This window comes from Lacinutrix gracilariae (assembly GCF_042684485.1).
Classification (GTDB): Bacteria; Bacteroidota; Bacteroidia; order Flavobacteriales; family Flavobacteriaceae; genus Oceanihabitans; species Oceanihabitans gracilariae.
This window is the reverse complement of record NZ_JBHULM010000009.1, coordinates 1-20,414: the sequence shown is the minus strand read 5'-3', so window position 1 is coordinate 20,414 and position 20,414 is coordinate 1. Positions and strand designations below refer to the sequence as shown.

Annotated in this window: 11 protein-coding genes and 1 tRNA gene; 4 read left to right on the top strand and 8 right to left on the bottom strand. The window is 34.3% G+C overall.

Features of this window, described 5'->3' with window-relative positions; genetic code table 11:
* Window positions 1-12: 12 nt before the first annotated feature.
* Both ACFSSB_RS06290 and truA read right to left on the bottom strand, forming a co-directional pair.
* Window positions 13-1,782, bottom strand: coding sequence for an ABC transporter ATP-binding protein (locus ACFSSB_RS06290; RefSeq protein ID WP_379902178.1), 1,770 nt, complete (start codon window positions 1,780-1,782; stop codon window positions 13-15).
* Window positions 1,772-2,521 (bottom strand): tRNA pseudouridine(38-40) synthase TruA, encoded by a 750-nt coding sequence (truA, locus tag ACFSSB_RS06285; RefSeq protein ID WP_379902176.1) that lies wholly within the window; start codon window positions 2,519-2,521, stop codon window positions 1,772-1,774. The genes ACFSSB_RS06290 and truA overlap by 11 nt, the downstream gene beginning before the upstream one ends.
* A gap of 143 nt (window positions 2,522-2,664) precedes the next feature.
* Here truA and ACFSSB_RS06280 point away from each other — a divergent pair, with 143 nt between their 5' ends.
* The gene (locus tag ACFSSB_RS06280; RefSeq protein ID WP_379902174.1) at window positions 2,665-3,156 is read left to right on the top strand and encodes a metallophosphoesterase family protein; all 492 of its coding nucleotides are present in this window, start codon (window positions 2,665-2,667) and stop codon (window positions 3,154-3,156) included.
* 53 nt (window positions 3,157-3,209) lie between these two features.
* On the opposite strand, the gene ACFSSB_RS06275 is transcribed toward ACFSSB_RS06280, so the two are convergent.
* On the bottom strand, window positions 3,210-3,620 hold the full coding sequence (locus ACFSSB_RS06275) for a DUF4293 domain-containing protein (RefSeq protein ID WP_379902172.1): 411 nt from the start codon (window positions 3,618-3,620) through the stop codon (window positions 3,210-3,212).
* Window positions 3,621-3,817: 197 nt separating this feature from the next.
* Here ACFSSB_RS06275 and rho point away from each other — a divergent pair, with 197 nt between their 5' ends.
* Window positions 3,818-5,473 carry a transcription termination factor Rho gene (gene rho / locus ACFSSB_RS06270; protein ID WP_379902170.1) on the top strand — a complete coding sequence of 552 codons (1,656 nt, stop codon included), beginning with the start codon at window positions 3,818-3,820 and terminating at the stop codon, window positions 5,471-5,473.
* Window positions 5,474-6,021: 548 nt separating this feature from the next.
* Here rho and rpsT read toward each other — a convergent pair.
* The 3 genes from rpsT to proS form a co-directional block, all read right to left on the bottom strand.
* Entirely contained in the window at window positions 6,022-6,273 is a 252-nt protein-coding gene (rpsT, locus tag ACFSSB_RS06265; protein ID WP_379902168.1) for a 30S ribosomal protein S20, read from the bottom strand.
* Window positions 6,274-6,305: 32 nt separating this feature from the next.
* Window positions 6,306-6,377 (bottom strand) — tRNA-Glu (locus ACFSSB_RS06260).
* 176 nt (window positions 6,378-6,553) lie between these two features.
* Window positions 6,554-8,032: a proline--tRNA ligase gene (gene proS / locus ACFSSB_RS06255; RefSeq protein ID WP_379902166.1), complete on the bottom strand. Its 1,479-nt coding sequence runs from the start codon at window positions 8,030-8,032 to the stop codon at window positions 6,554-6,556.
* A gap of 101 nt (window positions 8,033-8,133) precedes the next feature.
* Between proS and ACFSSB_RS06250 the strand changes: the two genes are divergently transcribed.
* Together ACFSSB_RS06250 and ACFSSB_RS06245 are read left to right on the top strand one after the other, a co-directional pair.
* Window positions 8,134-9,117: a hypothetical protein gene (locus ACFSSB_RS06250; RefSeq protein ID WP_379902164.1), complete on the top strand. Its 984-nt coding sequence runs from the start codon at window positions 8,134-8,136 to the stop codon at window positions 9,115-9,117.
* A 90-nt stretch (window positions 9,118-9,207) separates the two neighbouring features.
* The gene (locus ACFSSB_RS06245; protein ID WP_379902162.1) at window positions 9,208-10,746 is read left to right on the top strand and encodes an OmpP1/FadL family transporter; all 1,539 of its coding nucleotides are present in this window, start codon (window positions 9,208-9,210) and stop codon (window positions 10,744-10,746) included.
* Window positions 10,747-10,827: 81 nt separating this feature from the next.
* Here ACFSSB_RS06245 and ACFSSB_RS06240 read toward each other — a convergent pair whose 3' ends face one another.
* Both ACFSSB_RS06240 and ACFSSB_RS06235 read right to left on the bottom strand, forming a co-directional pair.
* Window positions 10,828-16,275 (bottom strand): T9SS type B sorting domain-containing protein, encoded by a 5,448-nt coding sequence (locus ACFSSB_RS06240; protein ID WP_379902160.1) that lies wholly within the window; start codon window positions 16,273-16,275, stop codon window positions 10,828-10,830.
* Between the two features lie 249 nt (window positions 16,276-16,524).
* Window positions 16,525-20,414, bottom strand: a 3,890-nt coding sequence (locus ACFSSB_RS06235) for a T9SS type B sorting domain-containing protein (protein WP_379902158.1), incomplete at its 5' end; no start/stop codon positions are given.

The following is a 20,414-nucleotide window of genomic DNA, read 5'->3' as shown; positions in this document are numbered from 1 at the left end:
AACAAAAAGAGATTAAACTTCTGCAGTTTGCATAAACTGTACTTCGTATAAATTTTTATAATAACCACCTTGCTTTTTAAGCAACTCTTGATGCGTACCTTCTTCAACAATTTCACCTGCATCCATAACTATAATTTTGTCTGCTTTTTTAATAGTAGCCAATCTATGCGCTATAACAATAGAGGTTCTTCCTTTGGTAATTTTATCGGTTGCATTTTGTATCAGCTGTTCTGAGTAAGAATCTACAGAAGAAGTAGCTTCATCTAACACCAAAATACTAGGATTGGTAACATAAGCTCTTAAAAACGAGATTAATTGTCGTTGTCCAGAAGAAAGCATTGCTCCTCTTTCTTTTACATTATAATGATAACCTTCAGGAAGACTCATAATAAATTCATGAATTCCTATATCTTTTGCTGCCTGTTGTACTTGTGCTTCGGTTATATCTGGATTATTTAAAGTAATATTATTTAAAATAGTATCTGCAAATAAAAATACATCTTGTAACACTACAGCTATTTTAGCACGTAAAGAACCTAAGGTTAATTGTTTAATATCTATATTATCTATAGTAATGGTACCTTTATTAATTTCGTAAAAACGATTTAATAAATTAATAATAGTAGACTTTCCTGCTCCTGTTGCTCCCACAATTGCTATGGTTTCTCCTGCTTTTACGTTAAAAGAAATTCCTTTTAGCACTTCTTCATCTTCCACATAACTAAAGTGTACTTTTTTAAAGGCTATATTTCCGTTAAAAACAGAAACCTCTTGAGTTCCAGTATCTGTAATTTGCGAAGTGGTATCTAAAACCTTAAACACTCTATTTGCAGCTACCATTCCCATTTGCAGTGTATTAAACTTATCTGCAATTTGACGTAATGGTCTAAACAGCATAGGAATAAACATAATAAAAGCAATTAAATCTCCTTGCGAAACCGTATTATCTAGCACAGCATTTAACCCTCCATACCAAACAACTAAACCTATAGTAATAGAAGAAGAAAGTTCTGCAATAGGAAAGAAAATAGAATTATACCAAACGGTTTTTAACCATCCTTTTTTATGTCTATTGTTTATTGTTTTAAATTTTTTATACTCCGTATCTTCTCTTGTAAAAAGTTGAAGAATTTTCATTCCTGTAACGCGTTCTTGAACAAAAGAGTTTAGATTAGAAATTTCGGTTCGCACTTCTTCAAAAGCACGTTTCATATATTTCTGAAAAATTCTAGTAGCAACCAATACTAAAGGTAAAAGAGCAAAAACAATAAGGCTTAATTTCCAATTCATAAAAATCATGACACCAGAAACCACAATCATGGTTAATACGTCTCTAAAAATCATGAATAAACCTTCGCCAAAAATATCAGCAATACGCTCCATATCTGTTACAGCACGAGTAATAAGTACACCTACCGAAGAATTATCATAATACTTCATTTTAAATTTAAGCATATGATTAAAAAGCTTGACACGTATATCTTTTACCACATTTTGACCTAGCCAACCTGCATAATAAATAAAAAACAGCTGAAAAAAGGTCTGTGCTAACAGCAAACCAAGCATGATTACTACAAAAAATAAAAAGCCTTCTGCATCTTGTTTTGCTATATTATTATCTACTACATATTGTGTTAAATAAGGCACAGCAGAACTTAAAGCTGCCAATAATACGACTGCTAAAAACACACCAATAAAAACCCATTTATATGGTTTTACATAAAATGAAAGTCGTGTTAAAAGACTAAAGTCTAAAATTTTATCTTGCTTTTTATTTGTCATATTTTATAGACTCTGGGTATTCTACTTTTGTTAAGTAAAGCGCATGTGCAGGAACAGAAAAACCTGCTTCACATCTACTTTTAGATTTAATTATTTTGTGCATGTTTGCAACTTCCATTTTACCTAATCCTATATTTACTAAAGTACCAACAATAGCTCTTACCATATTACGTAAAAAACGATCTGCTTTAATGGTAAAATGTAATTCATCATTTACTACTTGCCAATGAGCATACATTAAATCGCAATTATATGTTTTTACATCTGTATTGCTTTTAGAAAAACATTGAAAATCTTTATACTGCAATAAAATTTGCGCAGCCTCATTCATCTTTTCAACATCTAGTTTAGGCTTAACATAAAAAGTTTGATCTTTTTGAAAAACATCTTTTTTAACAGAAATTCTATACAAATATGCTCTACTTACTGCATGAAACCTTGCATGCGCATCTTCTTTTACTCTAAAGACATCTTGAATAGCAATATCTTTTGGTAATAACGCATTTAGCCTATACACAAGATCTTGTTTATTAAAATCTATTTCAGTTTCAAAATGCGCAAACATTTGTACTGCATGTACTCCTGCATCTGTACGTCCTGCTCCTAGAATTGGCGTTTCTTCTTTTAGTAAGATAGCCAAGTTTTTTTCTATAACCTCTTGTACAGAAATAGCGTTAGGCTGTTTTTGCCAACCATGATATGCTGCACCATTATAAGAAAGTTGTAAAAAATATTTCAAGTTAAAATCGTATTTTTGTAAAAGGCAAAGATAGAACTTTAATCTATCTTTAAATTTCAAATAAACGTTAATTAATTAAAGAGATTTTCGCTTTTTAAAATTAACTATAAAAACTAAAATTCCCGATCTACAGGGAAATGATAATGAAAAAAATCCTCTTACTTTCAGACACACATAGTTATATCGATGAAGCCATTTTAAAATATGTAAAACAAGCAGATGAAGTATGGCATGCTGGAGACATTGGCGATTTAAAAGTTACAGATACCATAAAACAATTAAAACCACTTCGTGCTGTTTATGGCAATATTGATGATGCCAAAGCAAGGGTAGAATTTCCTGAAAACAATAGATTTATGTGTGAAGATGTAGATGTTTGGATTACACATATAGGTGGATATCCAAATAGATATGATGTACGAATAAGAGAAGCTATTAAAAAAAATCCGCCAAAACTATTTATTTCTGGGCACTCACATATTTTAAAGGTTATGCCAGACAAAAAACTAAACCTATTACATATGAATCCTGGTGCTGTAGGAAAACATGGTTTTCAAAAAGTAAGAACTATGCTTCGCTTTGTTATTGAAGGAGAAACTATAAAAGATTTAGAAGTTATTGAGTTTAAAAAATAAAAAAGCCCAAGATCTTCACCTTGGGCTCACGCACTAATACTAAGATGATAGGTTTATCGTAATCTATCCACAGATTTTACAAGATCTTCATCCTTCTTAATGGCCTTATTAGCTAACACTAATAACACGATAGAAATAATAGGAAGAAAAATCCCAATACCTTTCTCAGAAACATTTGTTTCTCCAGATACGTTTAGTGATTGATACACAAATAATCCTAGTAAAATAAAGTTTAATATGATGTTAAGTCGTCCCAACATAAATTGCGACTTCCTATTTTTAAACAAAAATATAGATATTAAAGATAAGGCTGCAGAGCCTAAAAACAATCCAAAATACAGCATATTATCTTTTGCAAAAACTATTGTATCATTTACAGTAGTCCATAAATTAAAAACAAAAGTTAAACCAGCAGACACTCCTGCAGCCAATAAAAGATAAACACTTTGTATACGTTGAATCATAAATTTTTTAAATATTGACCACAAAAATAACAGTTTCTTTTATAAAAATACGGTAAAAACTTAAAATAAAGTTGTATAATTGCAGTAACAAGATGTAACATACACGGTTATACCTTGTTAATACTTCAGAATAAGATCAATATCTCTTCGGAATAATTCAAATTCTATATCTAACACAAAATATTCAATTCAACATAATGTTTGAAATCACACAATTAAAAGAAATGAAGCTTCCTGAGTTACAGGAAATAGCTAAAACTTTAAAGGTATCTAAATATCGTACTTTAAAGAAATTAGATTTAGTGTACCAAATACTAGATCATCAAGCAGCAAACCCTAAAGCTGTTGAAGCAGTTGCTAAACCGGTTGAAAAAGCAGTTGAAAAAACAGAGGTAAAAAAACCTAGACAACGAGTACAAAGAACAGCAGCAAAAAAACCTGCTACTAAAACTACTCCTAAAAAAGAGGAAACTACAACTACAGAAACTAAAGTAGAAAACAAGCCTAAACACCAACCAAAGGCTGCTGCTAAACCTCAAGCAAAAAGAGAACCTCAAAAATCTCAAAAAGAAAAGTCTCAAAAAGAAAAACCTGCAACAAACGATAAAACAGATAGAGCAGAAAAATCTAGAGACAATAATCAAAATAAAAAACCACAACATAAAAATCAAAACAAAAACTCTGGAAACAACGGAAACAAAGACACAAGAAACCGTTACAAAGAACCAGATTTTGAATTTGATGCTATTATAGAGAGTGAAGGTGTTTTAGACATCATGCAAGATGGATATGGTTTTTTACGTTCTTCAGACTACAATTATTTATCATCTCCAGATGACATATATGTTTCGCAATCTCAAATTCGTTTATTTGGTTTAAAAACAGGAGATACTGTTTTAGGTCATGTTAGACCTCCTAAAGAAGGTGAAAAATATTTCCCTTTAATTAAAGTTAGCAAAATAAACGGTCAAGACCCAAATGTAGTAAGAGATAGAGTTGCTTTTGAGCACTTAACGCCATTGTTTCCGCAAGAAAAATTTAATATTGCAGAAAAACAAGCGACTATTTCTACACGTATTATGGATCTATTTGCTCCTATTGGTAAAGGGCAACGTGGTATGATTGTGTCACAACCAAAAACAGGTAAAACCATGTTACTTAAAGATGTTGCAAATGCTATTGCTGCAAACCATCCTGAGGTATACCAAATGATTTTACTTATAGATGAAAGACCTGAAGAAGTTACAGACATGCAACGTAATGTTCGTGGTGAAGTGGTTGCTTCTACTTTTGATAAAGAAGCACATGAACACGTAAAAATTGCTAATATTGTTTTAGAAAAAGCAAAACGTTTGGTAGAATGTGGTCATGATGTAGTGATTCTTTTAGATTCTATTACAAGACTTGCTAGAGCATACAATACTGTACAACCTGCTTCAGGAAAAATACTTTCTGGTGGTGTAGATGCAAATGCATTACATAAGCCAAAACGTTTCTTTGGTGCTGCTCGTAATATAGAAAATGGAGGTTCCTTAACTATTATTGCTACGGCATTAACAGAAACAGGATCTAAAATGGACGAAGTTATTTTTGAAGAATTTAAAGGTACTGGTAATATGGAACTACAATTAGATAGAAAAATATCTAACCGTAGAATTTTCCCTGCTATTGATCTTACCTCATCAAGCACACGTCGTGATGATATATTATTAGACGAAACTACAATACAAAGAATGTGGGTGATGCGTAAATATCTTGCTGATATGAACCCTGTAGAAGCTATGGAGTTTATTAACGAAAGATTTAAACAAACAAGAAACAACGAAGAGTTTTTAATCTCTATGAACGGTTAATACCACTCTACTCGTATTTATAAAAAAAGCCTTGAGAAATTCTCAAGGCTTTTTTTTGTTTTAGTTTACTATATAAGTGCTAAAACAATAATACTTTGTATTAAAAACTCTATTATCAAATATACCATTATAAATAGCAACAGTAAATGTTTCAATAAATGAGCTTATTTCATTTACACCATCGTCATTAGCATTACTACTACAAGGAAAAGAATAATATCATTGTTAATATTAAAAAGAAGTCAACTTCTCTTTTAAAATCACGCTTACTTATTATTATAGCTTATTGCAGTAATTCAAGACTTATACTTTATAAATACGCATAACAGATAAACTACAATTGCCTTATATAAACGTTCTAACACGTTAAAAAAATGAGCCATACATAATCCTCACTTTCTTCTACAAAGGCTTATACTATGCACTTTACAAGAAGTTTACTTGTAGTTATAAATGAATCTGATTACCTATTAACAAAAAACATATAACAAACAAAAAAGCCTTTCCGATTGGAAAGGCTTTTAAATTTCTTTTTAAGAAGTTACTCCTTATAGAGCAGCTACGTGCTTAGCTAAACCAGATTTAAGGTTAGCAGCTTTATTAGCGTGTATAATGTTTTTCTTTGCTAGTTTATCTAACATTGAAACAACAGAAGGAAATAAAGCATCAGCTTCTTTCTTATCAGTTAACTCACGTAATTTTTTGATAGCATTACGAGTAGTTTTGTGCTGATATTTATTTCTTAAACGCTTAGCTTCGTTACTTCTAATTCTTTTTAGCGCTGACTTATGATTTGCCATTTGTTTCTTTTTTTCTTTCTTATTAAAAAATGTAGCCCGTAGGGGAATCGAACCCCTCTTACCAGGATGAAAACCTGGCGTCCTAGCCGATAGACGAACGGGCCATTTTGCTTTTGAGACTGCAAAGATAAATAAACTTTTTAATTCTGCAATTAATTTTTATTTTTTTTTGCAATTTTATTTTTCAAAAAACTTACAACGTTTCCATTGCGGGTGCAAAAATACAACTATTTTTAAATGTTGCAACACTAAATCAATATTTTTTTAAAAAAAATTAAAACTAATATGCCTTTGCAAACAATACTCTTCCTTTAGAAGGGTTCCCTGTAAACACGCACTTCCCTTCTTCTTTTTCAGAATCTACTGGCATACAGCGTATTGTTGCTTTTGTTATTTCTTTTATCTTATCTTCGGTTTCTATTGTACCATCCCAGTGTGCAGAAATAAATCCTCCTTTATTATTTAAAGTTTCTTTAAATTCTTCAAAATTTTCCACTTTTGTGATATGTGAATCTCTATAATCTAGTGCTTTTTTGTACAGATTATTCTGGATATCTTCTAAAAGAGTTTCTACAGTACTCGTTAAATTATCTAGAGCAATAACTTCTTTTGTCTTAGTATCACGTCTCGCTATTTCTACTGTACCTTTTTCTAGATCTTTTGGACCTATTGCAATACGTAATGGTACACCTTGTAATTCATGCTGTGCAAATTTAGCTCCTGGTCTATAGGTATCTCTATCATCATATTTAACAGAAATATTTTTAGCATACAGATCACTCTTTATAAGGTTAGCTATTTTACTAATTTCTTCAAATTGTTCATCTGTTTTATAAATAGGAACAATTACCACTTGATTTGGCGCTAAACTAGGAGGCAGAACCAAACCTTCATCATCACTATGTGTCATAATTAAAGCTCCCATTAAACGTGTAGAAACTCCCCATGACGTTGCCCAAACATAATCTTGCTTTCCTTCTTTAGAGGTAAACTTTACATCAAAGGCTTTTGCAAAATTTTGTCCTAAAAAGTGCGAAGTTCCTGCTTGTAGCGCTTTACCATCTTGCATTAATGCTTCTATACAATAGGTTTCATCTGCTCCAGCAAAACGTTCGCTTTCTGTTTTCACTCCTTTAACAACAGGAATAGCCATAAAGTTTTCTGCAAAATTGGCATAAACGTTATTCATTAGCTCTGCTTCCTTTAAAGCTTCTGCTTTGGTGGCATGAGCAGTATGCCCTTCTTGCCATAAAAATTCTGCGGTTCTAAGAAATAAACGTGTACGCATTTCCCAACGTACAACATTTGCCCATTGGTTTATTAATAATGGCAAATCTCTATACGATTGGATCCATCCTTTATATGTATTCCAAATAATAGCTTCACTAGTTGGTCTTACTACTAGTTCTTCTTCTAATTTTGCTGCAGGATCTACACGAAGTTTTCCTGGTTTATCTGGATCATTTTGTAATCTATAATGGGTAACAACTGCACATTCTTTTGCAAATCCTTCCGCATTTTTTTCTTCAGCTTCAAATAAGCTTTTAGGTACGAAAAGAGGAAAATAAGCATTTTGATGTCCTGTTTCTTTAAACATTTTATCTAATTCTGCTTGCATTTTTTCCCAGATAGCATATCCATATGGTTTAATTACCATACAACCACGAACTGCGGAGTTCTCAGCTAAATCTGCTTTGACAACCAATTCGTTATACCATTTTGAGTAGTCTTCTGCTCTACTTGTAAGTTTTTTGCTCATATACAGGGTTTTGGCACAAATATTGTGACTATGTTAAATAATGAAATAGTTCAGCAAAACTAACTATTTTTGTATTGTTCAACAATAAAATCTTAAGAGATATGCAATTTAAAAAATACATAAAAGCACAAATGCCATTTTTAGCACTATTAGCTATTGCATTTGTGATGAGCTCCTGTGGTTCATCGCAATATGTAAACCAAGATAATGATGGTATTTATGGCTCTTCACAAAGTCCTGAGGTACAAAATGATGTAGCCAATAATAATTCTTATTATAAAAATTATTTTCAAGAACAATCTTCAGAATACGACTATATTACAGAAGAAGAGGATGCTGTTTTTACAGATATAGATTCGTATGAAGGTGACTATAACGAACAAGAGAACACAGAAGAAGAATCTTATGCTGGTTGGGGACAAGACAACAGTGATGTAACTATAAATGTATACTCAAACAATATGGGTTATGGTTATAACAACTGGTACAGACCTTTTGGATATGGTTATGGTTACGGATATTCTTATTGGAATATGGGATGGGGTTATTCTGGGTTTTATGATCCATTTTGGTTTTCTCCTTATTATGGATATGGAGGTTATTACCACTCTCCTTATTGGAACAACTATGGCTATTACAACAATTACTACGGAGGAAACCGTGTTGCATATCACAACTCTAGACGCAGCAACAGCTTTTATAGATCTAGTGCCATATACGGAAGAAACAATACCAATACCACCATTAGAAGAAGTACTAGTACTAGATCTAATGCAACAACAACACCTAGAAGAAACAGTAACACCACTACTAGCCCTAGAACTAATAATACTACAAGAACTAGAGTGAATACTACTAGAAATAGCAACTCTTCAGGAACTAATAATTCTACAAGAACTAGAGTAAACACCACTAGAACTAGAACAAGTACATCAACAACACAACCAAGATCGAATTCATCGTATTCAACTAGTCCTAGAACAAACTCTTATTCTTCTCCTAGCTCTTCTACAAGAAGTAGCTCTTCTACAAGATCTTCATCTAGTCGAAGTAGCTCTTCAAGCAGAAGCAGTAGTAGACGATAAAATTAAATTGCTAAATCACAAACGAGCTAACTATCTATATTAATTTAATGGTGTTAGCTCGTTTTATTTATACTAATTAAAAATTTATACATGAAAAAAGGAATCTTACTATGCATAGGTTTTATATCTATGTCACTAACTCAAGCGCAAGACATTACAGATGCACTGCGTTATTCAAAAGATGATATACAAGGAACTGCTAGATACAGAGCACTAAGCGGAGCTTTTGGAGCACTAGGAGGAGACATGAGTGCTGTTGCCATTAATCCAGCAGGATCTTCTGTTTTTAATGATAGCCATATTTCATTTTCATTAACCAATCAAAATAACAAAACAGATACAAAGTATTTTAATGGAAGTAATAATGCTACAGAATCTACTATAGATTTAAACCAAATTGGAGCTGCATTTGTTTTTGATATTAATAGTAAGACTTCTAATTGGAAAAAATTCACCTTAGGAGTTACCTATAATAAAATTGAAGATTATAATAACGATTGGTTTGCTTATGGCACAAACAATAACAACTCTATAGGTTCTTATTTTTTAGAAAATGCTAACGGTTTACGATTAGATGAAATTTCTCGTTTTCAAGGAGAAACTTACGCAGATGCATATAGTGATATTGGGTATTTTTATGGAAATCAAAACCAACAAGCGTTTTTAGGTTATGAATCTTATATTTTAGAACCATTAACAGATAGTGACGATAACACACTTTACACCTCTAATATTGCCGACGGAGACTTTTACCAAGAACACACATATGCCGCAACGGGTTATAACGGAAAATTTACTATTAACGCTTCTACACAATATGGTGAAAATCTATATTTTGGTTTAAATGTTAATACGCATTTTATTAATTACGAACGCTCTACCTATTTATTTGAAGGAAACAATAATTCAGGTTCTTTAATTAACGAAGTAGGGTTTCAAAACAACCTTAAAACAATAGGTTCTGGTGTTTCTTTTCAGTTTGGTGGAATTTTAAAAATTGAAAAACAACTTAGAGTAGGTTTAACGTATGATACACCAACTTGGTACACTATTGAAGACGAAACAAGTCAGTCTATAAAAACATTAAGTTATGATGGTATTGCTCTAGAAAACGGAAGCACTTTTTATGACATAAACATAAACCCAAGAGTAATTAATGTATATGAACAATACAATTTAAAAACACCAGGAAAGTTAACAGGAAGCTTAGCTTATGTTTTTGGAACTAATGGATTGATTAGCATTGATTATTCTATTAAAGATTACGGAAACACTAAATTTAAACCTGCATCAGACACCTATTTTTCGTATCAAAACAATATTATTAGCGAAAGTTTAACCACTGCTTCTACCTTTAAAATTGGTGGTGAATATAAAATTAAACAGGTTAGTTTAAGAGGTGGTTATAGATTTGAAGAAAGTCCTTATAAAGACGAAGAAACTGTTGGCGATTTAAATGGTTACTCTTTTGGTTTAGGATACAATTTTGGTAACCTAAAATTAGACCTAACCTTTGACCATTACAAAAGAGAAACCAATTACCAACTATATCAAATTGGCTTAACAGACGCTGCTAATTTAGATAGCAAAAACTCAAATGTAACATTGTCTTTAAGTTTTAATTTATAATCCACAAGAAAACATAATACATAAAAAAACCTGAACAATAATTGTTCAGGTTTTTTTATACTATAATTCGAAGTTAAGCTTTTACCTTTTTAAAGTAAAGTGAGCTCTAAACTCTTTTCTACTTAAGTCTCCTAAATTATTAGGATCTCTAAATTCTAAAGAGAACCAATAATCACTTGAAGGTAAAGGGTAACCATTTAAGGTTCCATCCCATCCTGCTCCACTAGGACTTAATTGCTTTAATAACTTTCCATATCTATCAAATATATAAATAGTAGCATCTAACTGATTACTAATACCTACTATTTGCCAAGTATCATTATGTCCATCATCATTTGGCGTAAAGAATTTAGGATAATCTATTACCAATACAGTAGTGCTATCATCTCCACAGCCATCAGCATCTCTAACGGTTACTACGTGCTCTCCTGCAGAAACATTATTAAAAGTATATACATTTGTTCCGTTACTTTCAAAAGGACCTCCATCTATACTAAATTCATAATCTGCTCCTGGTACACTATCTACACTAGCTTGAATAACATTATTATTTGCAAATGTTTCAGAAACAACTGTAGCAGTTAAGCCTGTTGGCGGAATACTATTAGTAACAACAGATAATGTATTAGGAGAACCTAAAACAGTAGAACAACCTGTACTTATATTGGTTACAAATACACTATAAGTTCCTGCTACAATAGGCTCATAAGATGAATCTGTACCTAAAACAACTGTTGGGTTGCTAGTTTCTGTCCATTCAAAAGTATAATCTAGTATGGATAATCCTGTTTCTATAATAGGTCCATTTACAAGATTTCCATCATTATCAAAACATAATATAAAAGTATCTACAAGATCTACATCTGGTATTGGGTGTACTGTAAATGACTCCACTTGAGAATCCATACAAGTTCCTCCTGTAGTATATAACACAGAATAAGTAGCTCCTGAAATAGCATTAAATACTTCTCCTGTAACACTATCAATAATAGAACCATCTCCTGGTTCAACATCAAAAGTAAACACACCTCCTGAAGTTCCTGTTACAAAAGCAGTTGCTCCATCACAATTAGGATTCATTGTAAAAGAAGCATCATCTGCAATAAAAACAGTTACGTTTTGCGTAGAACTTACAGCACAAGGTCCTGATGTAGTGTATTCTACAGTATATGTTGCTCCTGATGTTCCGCTGGTAACCTCTCCTGTTGTTGCATTTATAGTCGCGCCATCTGTTGGTGCAGGATTAAATGTAAATACTCCACCTGTATCTCCTGTTATAGTTGCAGTACCTCCATCACAATTAGGATTCATTGAAAACGTTGCATCTTCTTGTGGATATACCGTTACAGATTCTATACTACTTGACGGACAAGTTCCAGAGGTTGTATACTCTATACTGTAAGTTGCTCCAGACACTCCATTAGTTACCTCTCCTGTAGCTGCATTAATTATTGCTCCATCAGTTACTCCTGGATTAAAAGCAAATGTTCCACCAGCATCTCCTGTTACTACTGCTGTTGCTCCAGCACATGTTGGTGTCAATGCAAATGAAGGATCGTCTGTTATTAATACGGTTAAAACTTGAGTGTCACTTGCTGGACAAGCTCCGCTTGTTGTATATTCAATAGTATAACTTGCTCCTGAAGTAGCATTTGTTACTTCTCCTGTTGTTGCATTAATAGTCGCTCCATCTGTTGCAGATGGGTTAAAAGCAAAAGTTCCTCCTGTTGTACCTGAAACAGAAGCTGTTCCTCCATCACAATTTGCTGTCATACTAAAAGCAGGATTGTCTGTAGTAAGTACTGTAATATTTTGTGTTGTACTTACAGAACAAGGTCCTGAAGTAGTATATTCTACAGTATATGTTGCTGCTGATGTACCATTAGTAACCTCTCCTGTTGTTGCATTAATAGTCGCTCCATCTGTTGGTGCAGGATTAAATGTAAATACTCCTCCTGCATCTCCTGTTACAGTTGCAGTACCTCCATCACATGTGGCACTCATAGTAAACGTAGCATCTTCTTGAGGATATACGGTTACAGACTCTATAGTACTTGAAGGACAAACACCAGCTGTAGTATATTCAATAGTATAAGTTACTCCAGAAACAGCGTTAGTTACTTCTCCTGTATTTACATCAATTGTTGCTCCGTCAGTTACTGCTGGATTAAAAGCAAATGTTCCACCTGTATCTCCTGTTATAGTTGCTGTACCTCCATCACATGTTGGTGACATAGTAAACGAAGAATCATCTGTAGTTAATACTGTTAACACTTGAGAAGCTGTAGCTGGACAAGTTCCGCCTGTTGTATACTCTACAGTATAAGTAGATGCAGAAGTAGCTCCTGTTACTAACCCTGTATTAACATCTATTGTAGTGCCATCTGTTGGTGCTGGTACAATAGCAAACGTACCTCCTGTTGTTCCTGTTATGGTTGCTGAACCTCCATCACATGTAGCTGTCATATTAAAAGAAGGGTCATCTGTAACTAATACAGTTACATTTTGTGTTGAACTTACTGAACAAGGTCCTGATGTAGTATACTCTACTACATATGTTGCTCCCGAAGCTCCGTTACTTACCTCTCCAGTGTTTGTATCAATTACAGCTCCATCTGTTGGCACAGGGTTGAAAGCAAAAACACCTCCTGTATCTCCAAGAATAGTCATTGTTCCTCCTTCACAGTTTTCAAAAACAGAAAATGAAGCATCTTCAGTAGGCAAAACAGTTACTGTTTCCGTACTACTTGCTGCACAAGATCCTGTTGTAGCATATTCTATAGTATAAGTTGTACCAGGAATACCGTTAGTTACTTCTCCTGTAGCTGCATTAATTAATGCACCATCTGATGGTACTGGATTAAATACGAAGCTACCTCCTGTTGTTCCTGTAATGGTTGCTGTACCTCCATCACATGTAGCTGTCATATTAAAGGATGCATCTCCTGTGGTTAAAACAGTCACTGTTTGTGTACTAGTAGAAGGACAAGCTCCTGAAGTTGTATATTCTATAGTATAAGTAGCTCCTGATGTACCGTTTGTTACTTCTCCTGATGTTGCATTAATAGTTGCTCCATCTGTTGGTGCTGGATTAAATGCAAAAGTTCCGCCTACATCTCCTGTAATAGTAGCAGTACCACCATCACAATTAGGGTTTGTTACAAAAGAAGCATCATCTGTAGTTAAAACGGTTACAGTCTGTGTTTCTGTTTCAGGACAAGGTCCTGCTGTTGTATATTCAATAGTATATGTAGCTCCAGATGTACCATTTGTTATTTCTCCTGTTGCTGCATTAATAGTTGCTCCATCTGTAGGTGCAGGATTAAATACAAAGCTTCCTCCAGCATCCCCTGTTATATTAGCAGTTGCTCCTCCACATGTTCCTGTCATTGTAAACGAAGCATCTTCTGCAGGTAAAACCGTTACTGATTCTGTACTGTTAGCAGCACAAGCTCCTGTAGTTGCATATTCTATGGTGTATGTTGCTCCAGGTGTTCCGTTAGTTACTTCTCCTGTAGCTGCATCAATATTCGCACCATCTGTTGGTACTGGATTAAATACGAAGCTTCCTCCTGTTGACCCAAGAATAGTTGCTGTTGCTCCATCACAAGTAGCTGTAAGATTAAAAGAAGCGTCACCTGTAGCTAAAACTGTAACTGTTTGCGTGCTAGTTTCTGGACAAACTCCTGATGTAGTATATTCTATAGTATAAGTTGTTCCAGATGTACCACCTGTTACTTCTCCAGATACAGTATCTATAGTTGCTCCATCTGTAGGCACTGGATTAAAGGCAAAAGTTCCTCCTGCATCTCCAGTAATTGTCGCTGTTCCTCCTTCACAATTTGCATTCATTGTAAATGAAGCATCATCTGCAGCTAAAACAGTAACTGTTTGGGTTTCTGTTTCAGGACAAGCTCCTGCTGTGGTATATTCAATAGTATATACAGCTTCAGGTGTTCCGTTTGTTACTTCTCCTGTTCCTGCATTAATAGTTGCACCATCTGTTGGCACTGGGTTAAATGTAAATGTTCCTCCTGCATCTCCTGTAATAGTTGCTGTACCTCCATCACAAGTAGCTGTCATGGTAAACGAAGCATCTTCTGCAGCTGCAACTGTAACTGTTTCTGTACTACTAGCAGCACAAGCTCCTGTTGTTGCGTATTCTATGGTATATGTAGCTCCTGTAACTCCTCCTGTTACAGTTCCTGTTGCTGTATCAATTACAGCACCATCTGTTGGCACTGGGTTGAAAGAAAAACTACCTCCTGTATCTCCTGTTATTGTTGCTGTACCTCCATCACAATTAGGTGTCATGGTAAATGAAGCGTCTCCTGTAGATAAAACGGTAAAACTTTCTGTTGTTGTTGCAGCACAAGCTCCAGATGTTGTATACTCTACAGTGTAGGTTTCTCCTGTAACTCCATTAGTTACTTCTCCTGTTGCTGGATTAATTGTAGCTCCATCTGTTGGCACAGGATTAAATGAAAAGACACCACCTGTATCTCCTGTTATTGTTGCAGTAGCTCCATCACAAGTAGGTGTCATATAAAAAGACGCATCTCCTGCAGTTGACAAAGTAACTGTAACTGTATCAGAATCTGTAAATACGGTGTTATCGCAGTTAGTATATTCTACTTCTGCAGTATAAGTTTCATCTGCACTTGGGCAAACATTAATTGTTGTATCATGACTTATAAAGTTTCCGCTTCCATCATACCAAGATAACTCATAATTAGGTGCTCCATTTGGAGTAAAACGCCATGCTTCAATAGAAGCAGACCAGCTACCTGTATTTCTTCCTGGTGGTGTATAGGCTATTGTTCCTGCAGGATTTTGAATACCAATAACTGCATTTCCATTATTCCAAGTAGCACAAGTTGGTTTATCTAATATATATACATCAATAGCATTAGTACCTTCATACAACACTATTTGTTGTGATGTTTTTAAATCATTACAAGAAGAAGAAAAATGCGCTACATTAAAATAACTAATTACAAAAGTTCTACATGGTGCGGTTCCTTTAATTTCCCATGCAATATCATGCGTACCATTACTAGCAGCAGGATCTATATCGTGAACTGCTCCAAAAATATTAACATCTGCAAGGGTAATGTTTGTACCACTGTAGGGTAATGGATCATCAAAAGACCAACCATTAGTGGTTCCTGCATTACTAACATCAAAACTAATACCTCCATTTGCTCCTACAATTAATTGGTCATAAACTCCGCCAAAAAAACAAAAATTAAAAGGTAAATCTACTACACCACTCCATATATCATCTCCATTAACAAATAAAGAATTTGCCAATCCTACAAAATTTTCTGGCGGATTAAATGGTATTGAAGAAACCTCGTAAGAGTTTGTGTCTCCTGTTTCTAAAAAAGTTGCAGTTAAATCTGTACATGTTTCTGTACAATCTAAATTTACTTGTGTAGGTCCTGCATCAACATTAGCACAACCTGGTCCTTGAGCATAAGCAAGTTGAACTAGAAATAAGCTTAAAATAGCTATCGATCTTTTCATTAAAAGAGATTTTTTATTAATAATTTGATAACAAAAACCCAATTAATGTTATCAAATATTTAACTTAGTTTTAAATAGATTCGAAAATTAAGAAAATTTTAGCGAAAATTTAGTTAAATTTAACTGAAATAATAAGCAGAAAACGATATGCTAGTAATGAATGAATCCTCCTTTTGATTTAGCATTCAAAACTTGAAAACACAATCTCACTGAATTTGAAACACATAGCTTTGTAAAAAAACATATTATTTACCTTTTTAAAGTAAAGTGTGCTGTAAAAACTTTTTTAGTACTTGTAGTTGCATTAGGATTTTTATATTCTAAATAAAACCAATAATCACTAGATGGTAATGGTTTTCCATTTAAGGTTCCATCCCAACCTAAACCATTAGTACTTATTTGTTTTAACAGTTTACCATATCTATCAAAAATATAAACCTTTGCATCTGGTTGATTACTTAATCCTACAATTTGCCAAGTATCATTATAACCATCATTATTTGGTGTAAAGTACAAAGGGTAATCTACTATATATATAGGTACACTATCTTCTCCACATCCTTCTTTATCTCTAACAGCAACCATATGTGCTCCTGCGGAAACATTATAATAGATATAGGTATTAGTACCATTAGAAACAAAAAAGTCACCATCAAGACTAAATTCATACGTAACACCTGGTTGCTCATCAACACTTACTTCTACAATATTCTCATCTGCAAATGTTTCTGAAACAACAATAGCATTTAAACCTTCAGGAACAATACTACTTGTTACAATGGTTTGCGTATGCACGTCTCCTAAAACGGTTGAACAACCTGTACTATTATTAGTTACTAAAACAGAATAAACACCTACTTGTTCTGGTTCATAATAAGAATCTATTCCTAATACAGCTAATGGATTATTTATTTCTGTCCATTGAAAAGAATAATCTACACTAGATAATCCTGTTTCTATTCTTGGTTGACTTATATTATTTCCTTCGGAATCTAAACACAATACATACTCTTCTTCTAAATCAACAGTAGGCGAAGAAAAAACAGTAAAAGATTCTATTTGGGAAACTGTATTACATATTCCTGAAACCGAATATTCAATAAAATAGGAAGAATCTGGAACAGCATTAATCACTTCTCCAGTAACAACATCAATTGTTGCTCCATCGGAAGGAACAGGGTTAAATGAAAAAACACCTCCTGATGTACCAAGTACTGAAGCAGTTGCTCCATTACAATTAGGATGCATTACAAAAGCACTATTAACCAACGGAATAACATTTACCGTTTGTGTTTGCCCTAACAAACCTGAACAACCTATATTAGAATCTAATACCTGCTCTAATACAATGGTTTGATTATTCATTACACCTGTAATATTAATATCTATCTCTCCTGAACTACCAATAACTGTTTGCTGTAACAACCCTCCATTAATAGTGTAAGAAAGCTCATTTCCAGGAGTTCCAGTAACAGTAAATACAACTGTATCGCCTTCACAAACTTCTAAATTACTTGATAATGATGTTATAGAAGGATTTACATGCACAATAACAGTTTCTGTAGTATTTAATGTTCCTGAGCAACCTGTTGTTGGATTGGTAACATTGGTTAATGTTATGGTTTGATCTGTGGTGACTCCTACTACTGTGATTATTGCTGTTCCGGAAGCATCTAATGTGACAGGACTTGCTGGTGAACCTACTATCCCTGTATAATCTACAATATCTCCTGCTGTTCCGTTGATGGTAAAAACTGCATTTCCTCCAAAACAGGTAGACATATTACTACTTAGTGTCACTGTTGGTGTCGCACTTATGATTACAGTTTCTGTTTCACTTAATGTTCCTGAGCAACTTGTTGTTGGATTGGTAACACTGGTTAGTGTTAATGTTTGGTCTGTGGTAACTCCTACTACTGTGATTACTGCTGTTCCCGAAGCATCTAATATGACAGGGCTTGCTGGTGAACCTACTATTCCTGTGTAATCTACTATATCGCCTGCTGTTCCGTTAATGGTAAACAATGCATTTCCTCCAGAACAGGCTGTAGAACTACTACTTAGTGTGACTGTTGGTGTAGCACTAATGCTTACAGTTTCTGTATTGTTTAATGTTCCTGAGCAACTTGTTGTTGGATTGGTAACATTGGTTAATGTTATTGTTTGGTCTGTAGTGACTCCTGCCACTGTAATTACTGCTGTTCCGGAAGCATCTAATGTAACAGGACTTGCTGGCAAACCTACTATCCCTGTATAATCTACAATATCACCTGCTGTTCCATTGATGGTAAATACTGCGTTTCCTCCAGGACAGGTTGTAGAATTACTACTTAGCGTTACTGTTGGTGTCGCACTTATGGTTACAGTTTCCGTGTTGTTTAATGTTCCTGAGCAACTTGTTGTTGGGTTGGTAACATTGGTTAATGTTATTGTTTGGTCTGTAATGATTCCTGTTACTGTGATTACTGCTGCTCCAGAAGCGTCTAATGTGACAGGACTTACTGGAGAACCTACTATTCCTGTATAATCTACAATATCTCCTGCTGTTCCATTAATCGTAAATACTGCGTCTCCTCCAGAACAGGTGGATATGTTACTACTTAGTGTAACTGTTGGTGTCACACTAATGGTAACGGTTTCGGTAGCACTTAATGTTCCCGAACAACCTGTTGTTGGATTGGTAACATTGGTTACTATTATTGTTTGGTCTGTGGTGACTCCAACTACTGTAATTACTGCTGTTCCAGAAGCATCTAAAGTGACAGGACTTGTTGGCGAACCTGCTACTCCTGTGTAATCTACAATATCGCCTGCTGTTCCATTGATGGTAAATACTGCGTCTCCTCCAGAACATGTAGACATATTACTACTTAATGTTACTGTTGGTGCAGCGTTTATAACAACAGTTTCTGTGTTGTTTAATGTTGCCAAACAACTTGTTGTTGGATTGGTAATATTTGTTAATGTTATTGTTTGGTCTGTGGTGACTCCAACTACTGTAATTACTGCTGTTCCGGAAGCATCTAAAGTGACAGGACTTGCTGGTGAACCTACTATTCCTGCGTAATCTACTATATCGCCTGCTGTTCCGTTAATGGTGAATACTGCGTTTCCTCCAGAACAGGTTGAAGAATTACTACTTAGTGTGACTGTTGGTGTCGCACTTATCGTTACAGTTTCCGTGTTGTTTAATGTTCCTGAGCAATTTGTTGTTGTATTGCTAACACTGGTTAGTGTTATCGTTTGATCTGTAGTGACTCCTGAGACTGTGATTACTGCTGTTCCGGAAGCATCTAAAGTAACAGGACTTGCTGGCGAACCTACTACTCCTGTGTAATCTACAATATCGCCTGCTGTTCCGTTGATGGTAAATACTGCGTTTCCTCCAAAACATGTAGACATATTACTACTTAATGTTACTGTTGGTGTAGCGTTTATAACAACAGTTTCTGTATTGTTTAATATTCCTGAGCAACTTGTTGTTGGATTAGTAATATTGGTTAGTGTTATTGTTTGATCTGTAGTGATTCCTACTACTGTGATTACTGCTGTTCCGGAAGCATCTAATGTAACAGGGCTTGTTGGTGAACCTACTATTCCTGTGTAATCTACTATATCGCCTGCTGTTCCGTTGATAGTAAATACTGCGTTTCCTCCAGAACATGTGGATATATTACTACTTAGTGTGACTGTTGATGTAGCGTTTATAACAACAGTTTCTGTATTGTTTAATATTCCTGAGCAACCTGTTGTTGGATTGGTAACATTGGTTAGTGTTATTGTTTGGTCTGTAGTGACTCCTATTACTGTGATTAATGCTGTTCCGGAAGCATCTAGAGTTACAGGGCTTGCTAGCGAACCTACTACTCCTGTGTAATCTACAATATCACCTGCTGTTCCGTTAATCGTGAATACTGCGTTTCCTCCAGAACAGGTTGTAGAATTACTGCTTAGTGTTACTGTTGGTATCGCGCTTATGATTACAGTTTCCGTGTTGTTTAATGTTCCTGAACAACCTGTTGTTGGATTGGTAACATTGGTTAGTGTTATTGTTTGGTCTGTAGTGACTCCTATTACTGTGATTAATGCTGTTCCGGAAGCATCTAGAGTTACAGGGCTTGCTAGCGAACCTACTACTC

What these genes read in the sequence shown, in the direction of transcription:
- ACFSSB_RS06290 (WP_379902178.1), bottom strand. Translation starts at nt 1,782, where the DNA reads ATGACAAATAAAAAGCAAGATAAAATTTTAGACTTTAGTCTTTTAACA.
- ACFSSB_RS06280 (WP_379902174.1), top strand. Translation starts at nt 2,665, where the DNA reads ATGAAAAAAATCCTCTTACTTTCAGACACACATAGTTATATCGATGAA.
- ACFSSB_RS06275 (WP_379902172.1), bottom strand. Translation starts at nt 3,620, where the DNA reads ATGATTCAACGTATACAAAGTGTTTATCTTTTATTGGCTGCAGGAGTG.
- rho (WP_379902170.1), top strand. Translation starts at nt 3,818, where the DNA reads ATGTTTGAAATCACACAATTAAAAGAAATGAAGCTTCCTGAGTTACAG.
- rpsT (WP_379902168.1), bottom strand. Translation starts at nt 6,273, where the DNA reads ATGGCAAATCATAAGTCAGCGCTAAAAAGAATTAGAAGTAACGAAGCT.
- proS (WP_379902166.1), bottom strand. Translation starts at nt 8,032, where the DNA reads ATGAGCAAAAAACTTACAAGTAGAGCAGAAGACTACTCAAAATGGTAT.
- ACFSSB_RS06250 (WP_379902164.1), top strand. Translation starts at nt 8,134, where the DNA reads ATGCAATTTAAAAAATACATAAAAGCACAAATGCCATTTTTAGCACTA.
- ACFSSB_RS06245 (WP_379902162.1), top strand. Translation starts at nt 9,208, where the DNA reads ATGAAAAAAGGAATCTTACTATGCATAGGTTTTATATCTATGTCACTA.
- ACFSSB_RS06240 (WP_379902160.1), bottom strand. Translation starts at nt 16,275, where the DNA reads ATGAAAAGATCGATAGCTATTTTAAGCTTATTTCTAGTTCAACTTGCT.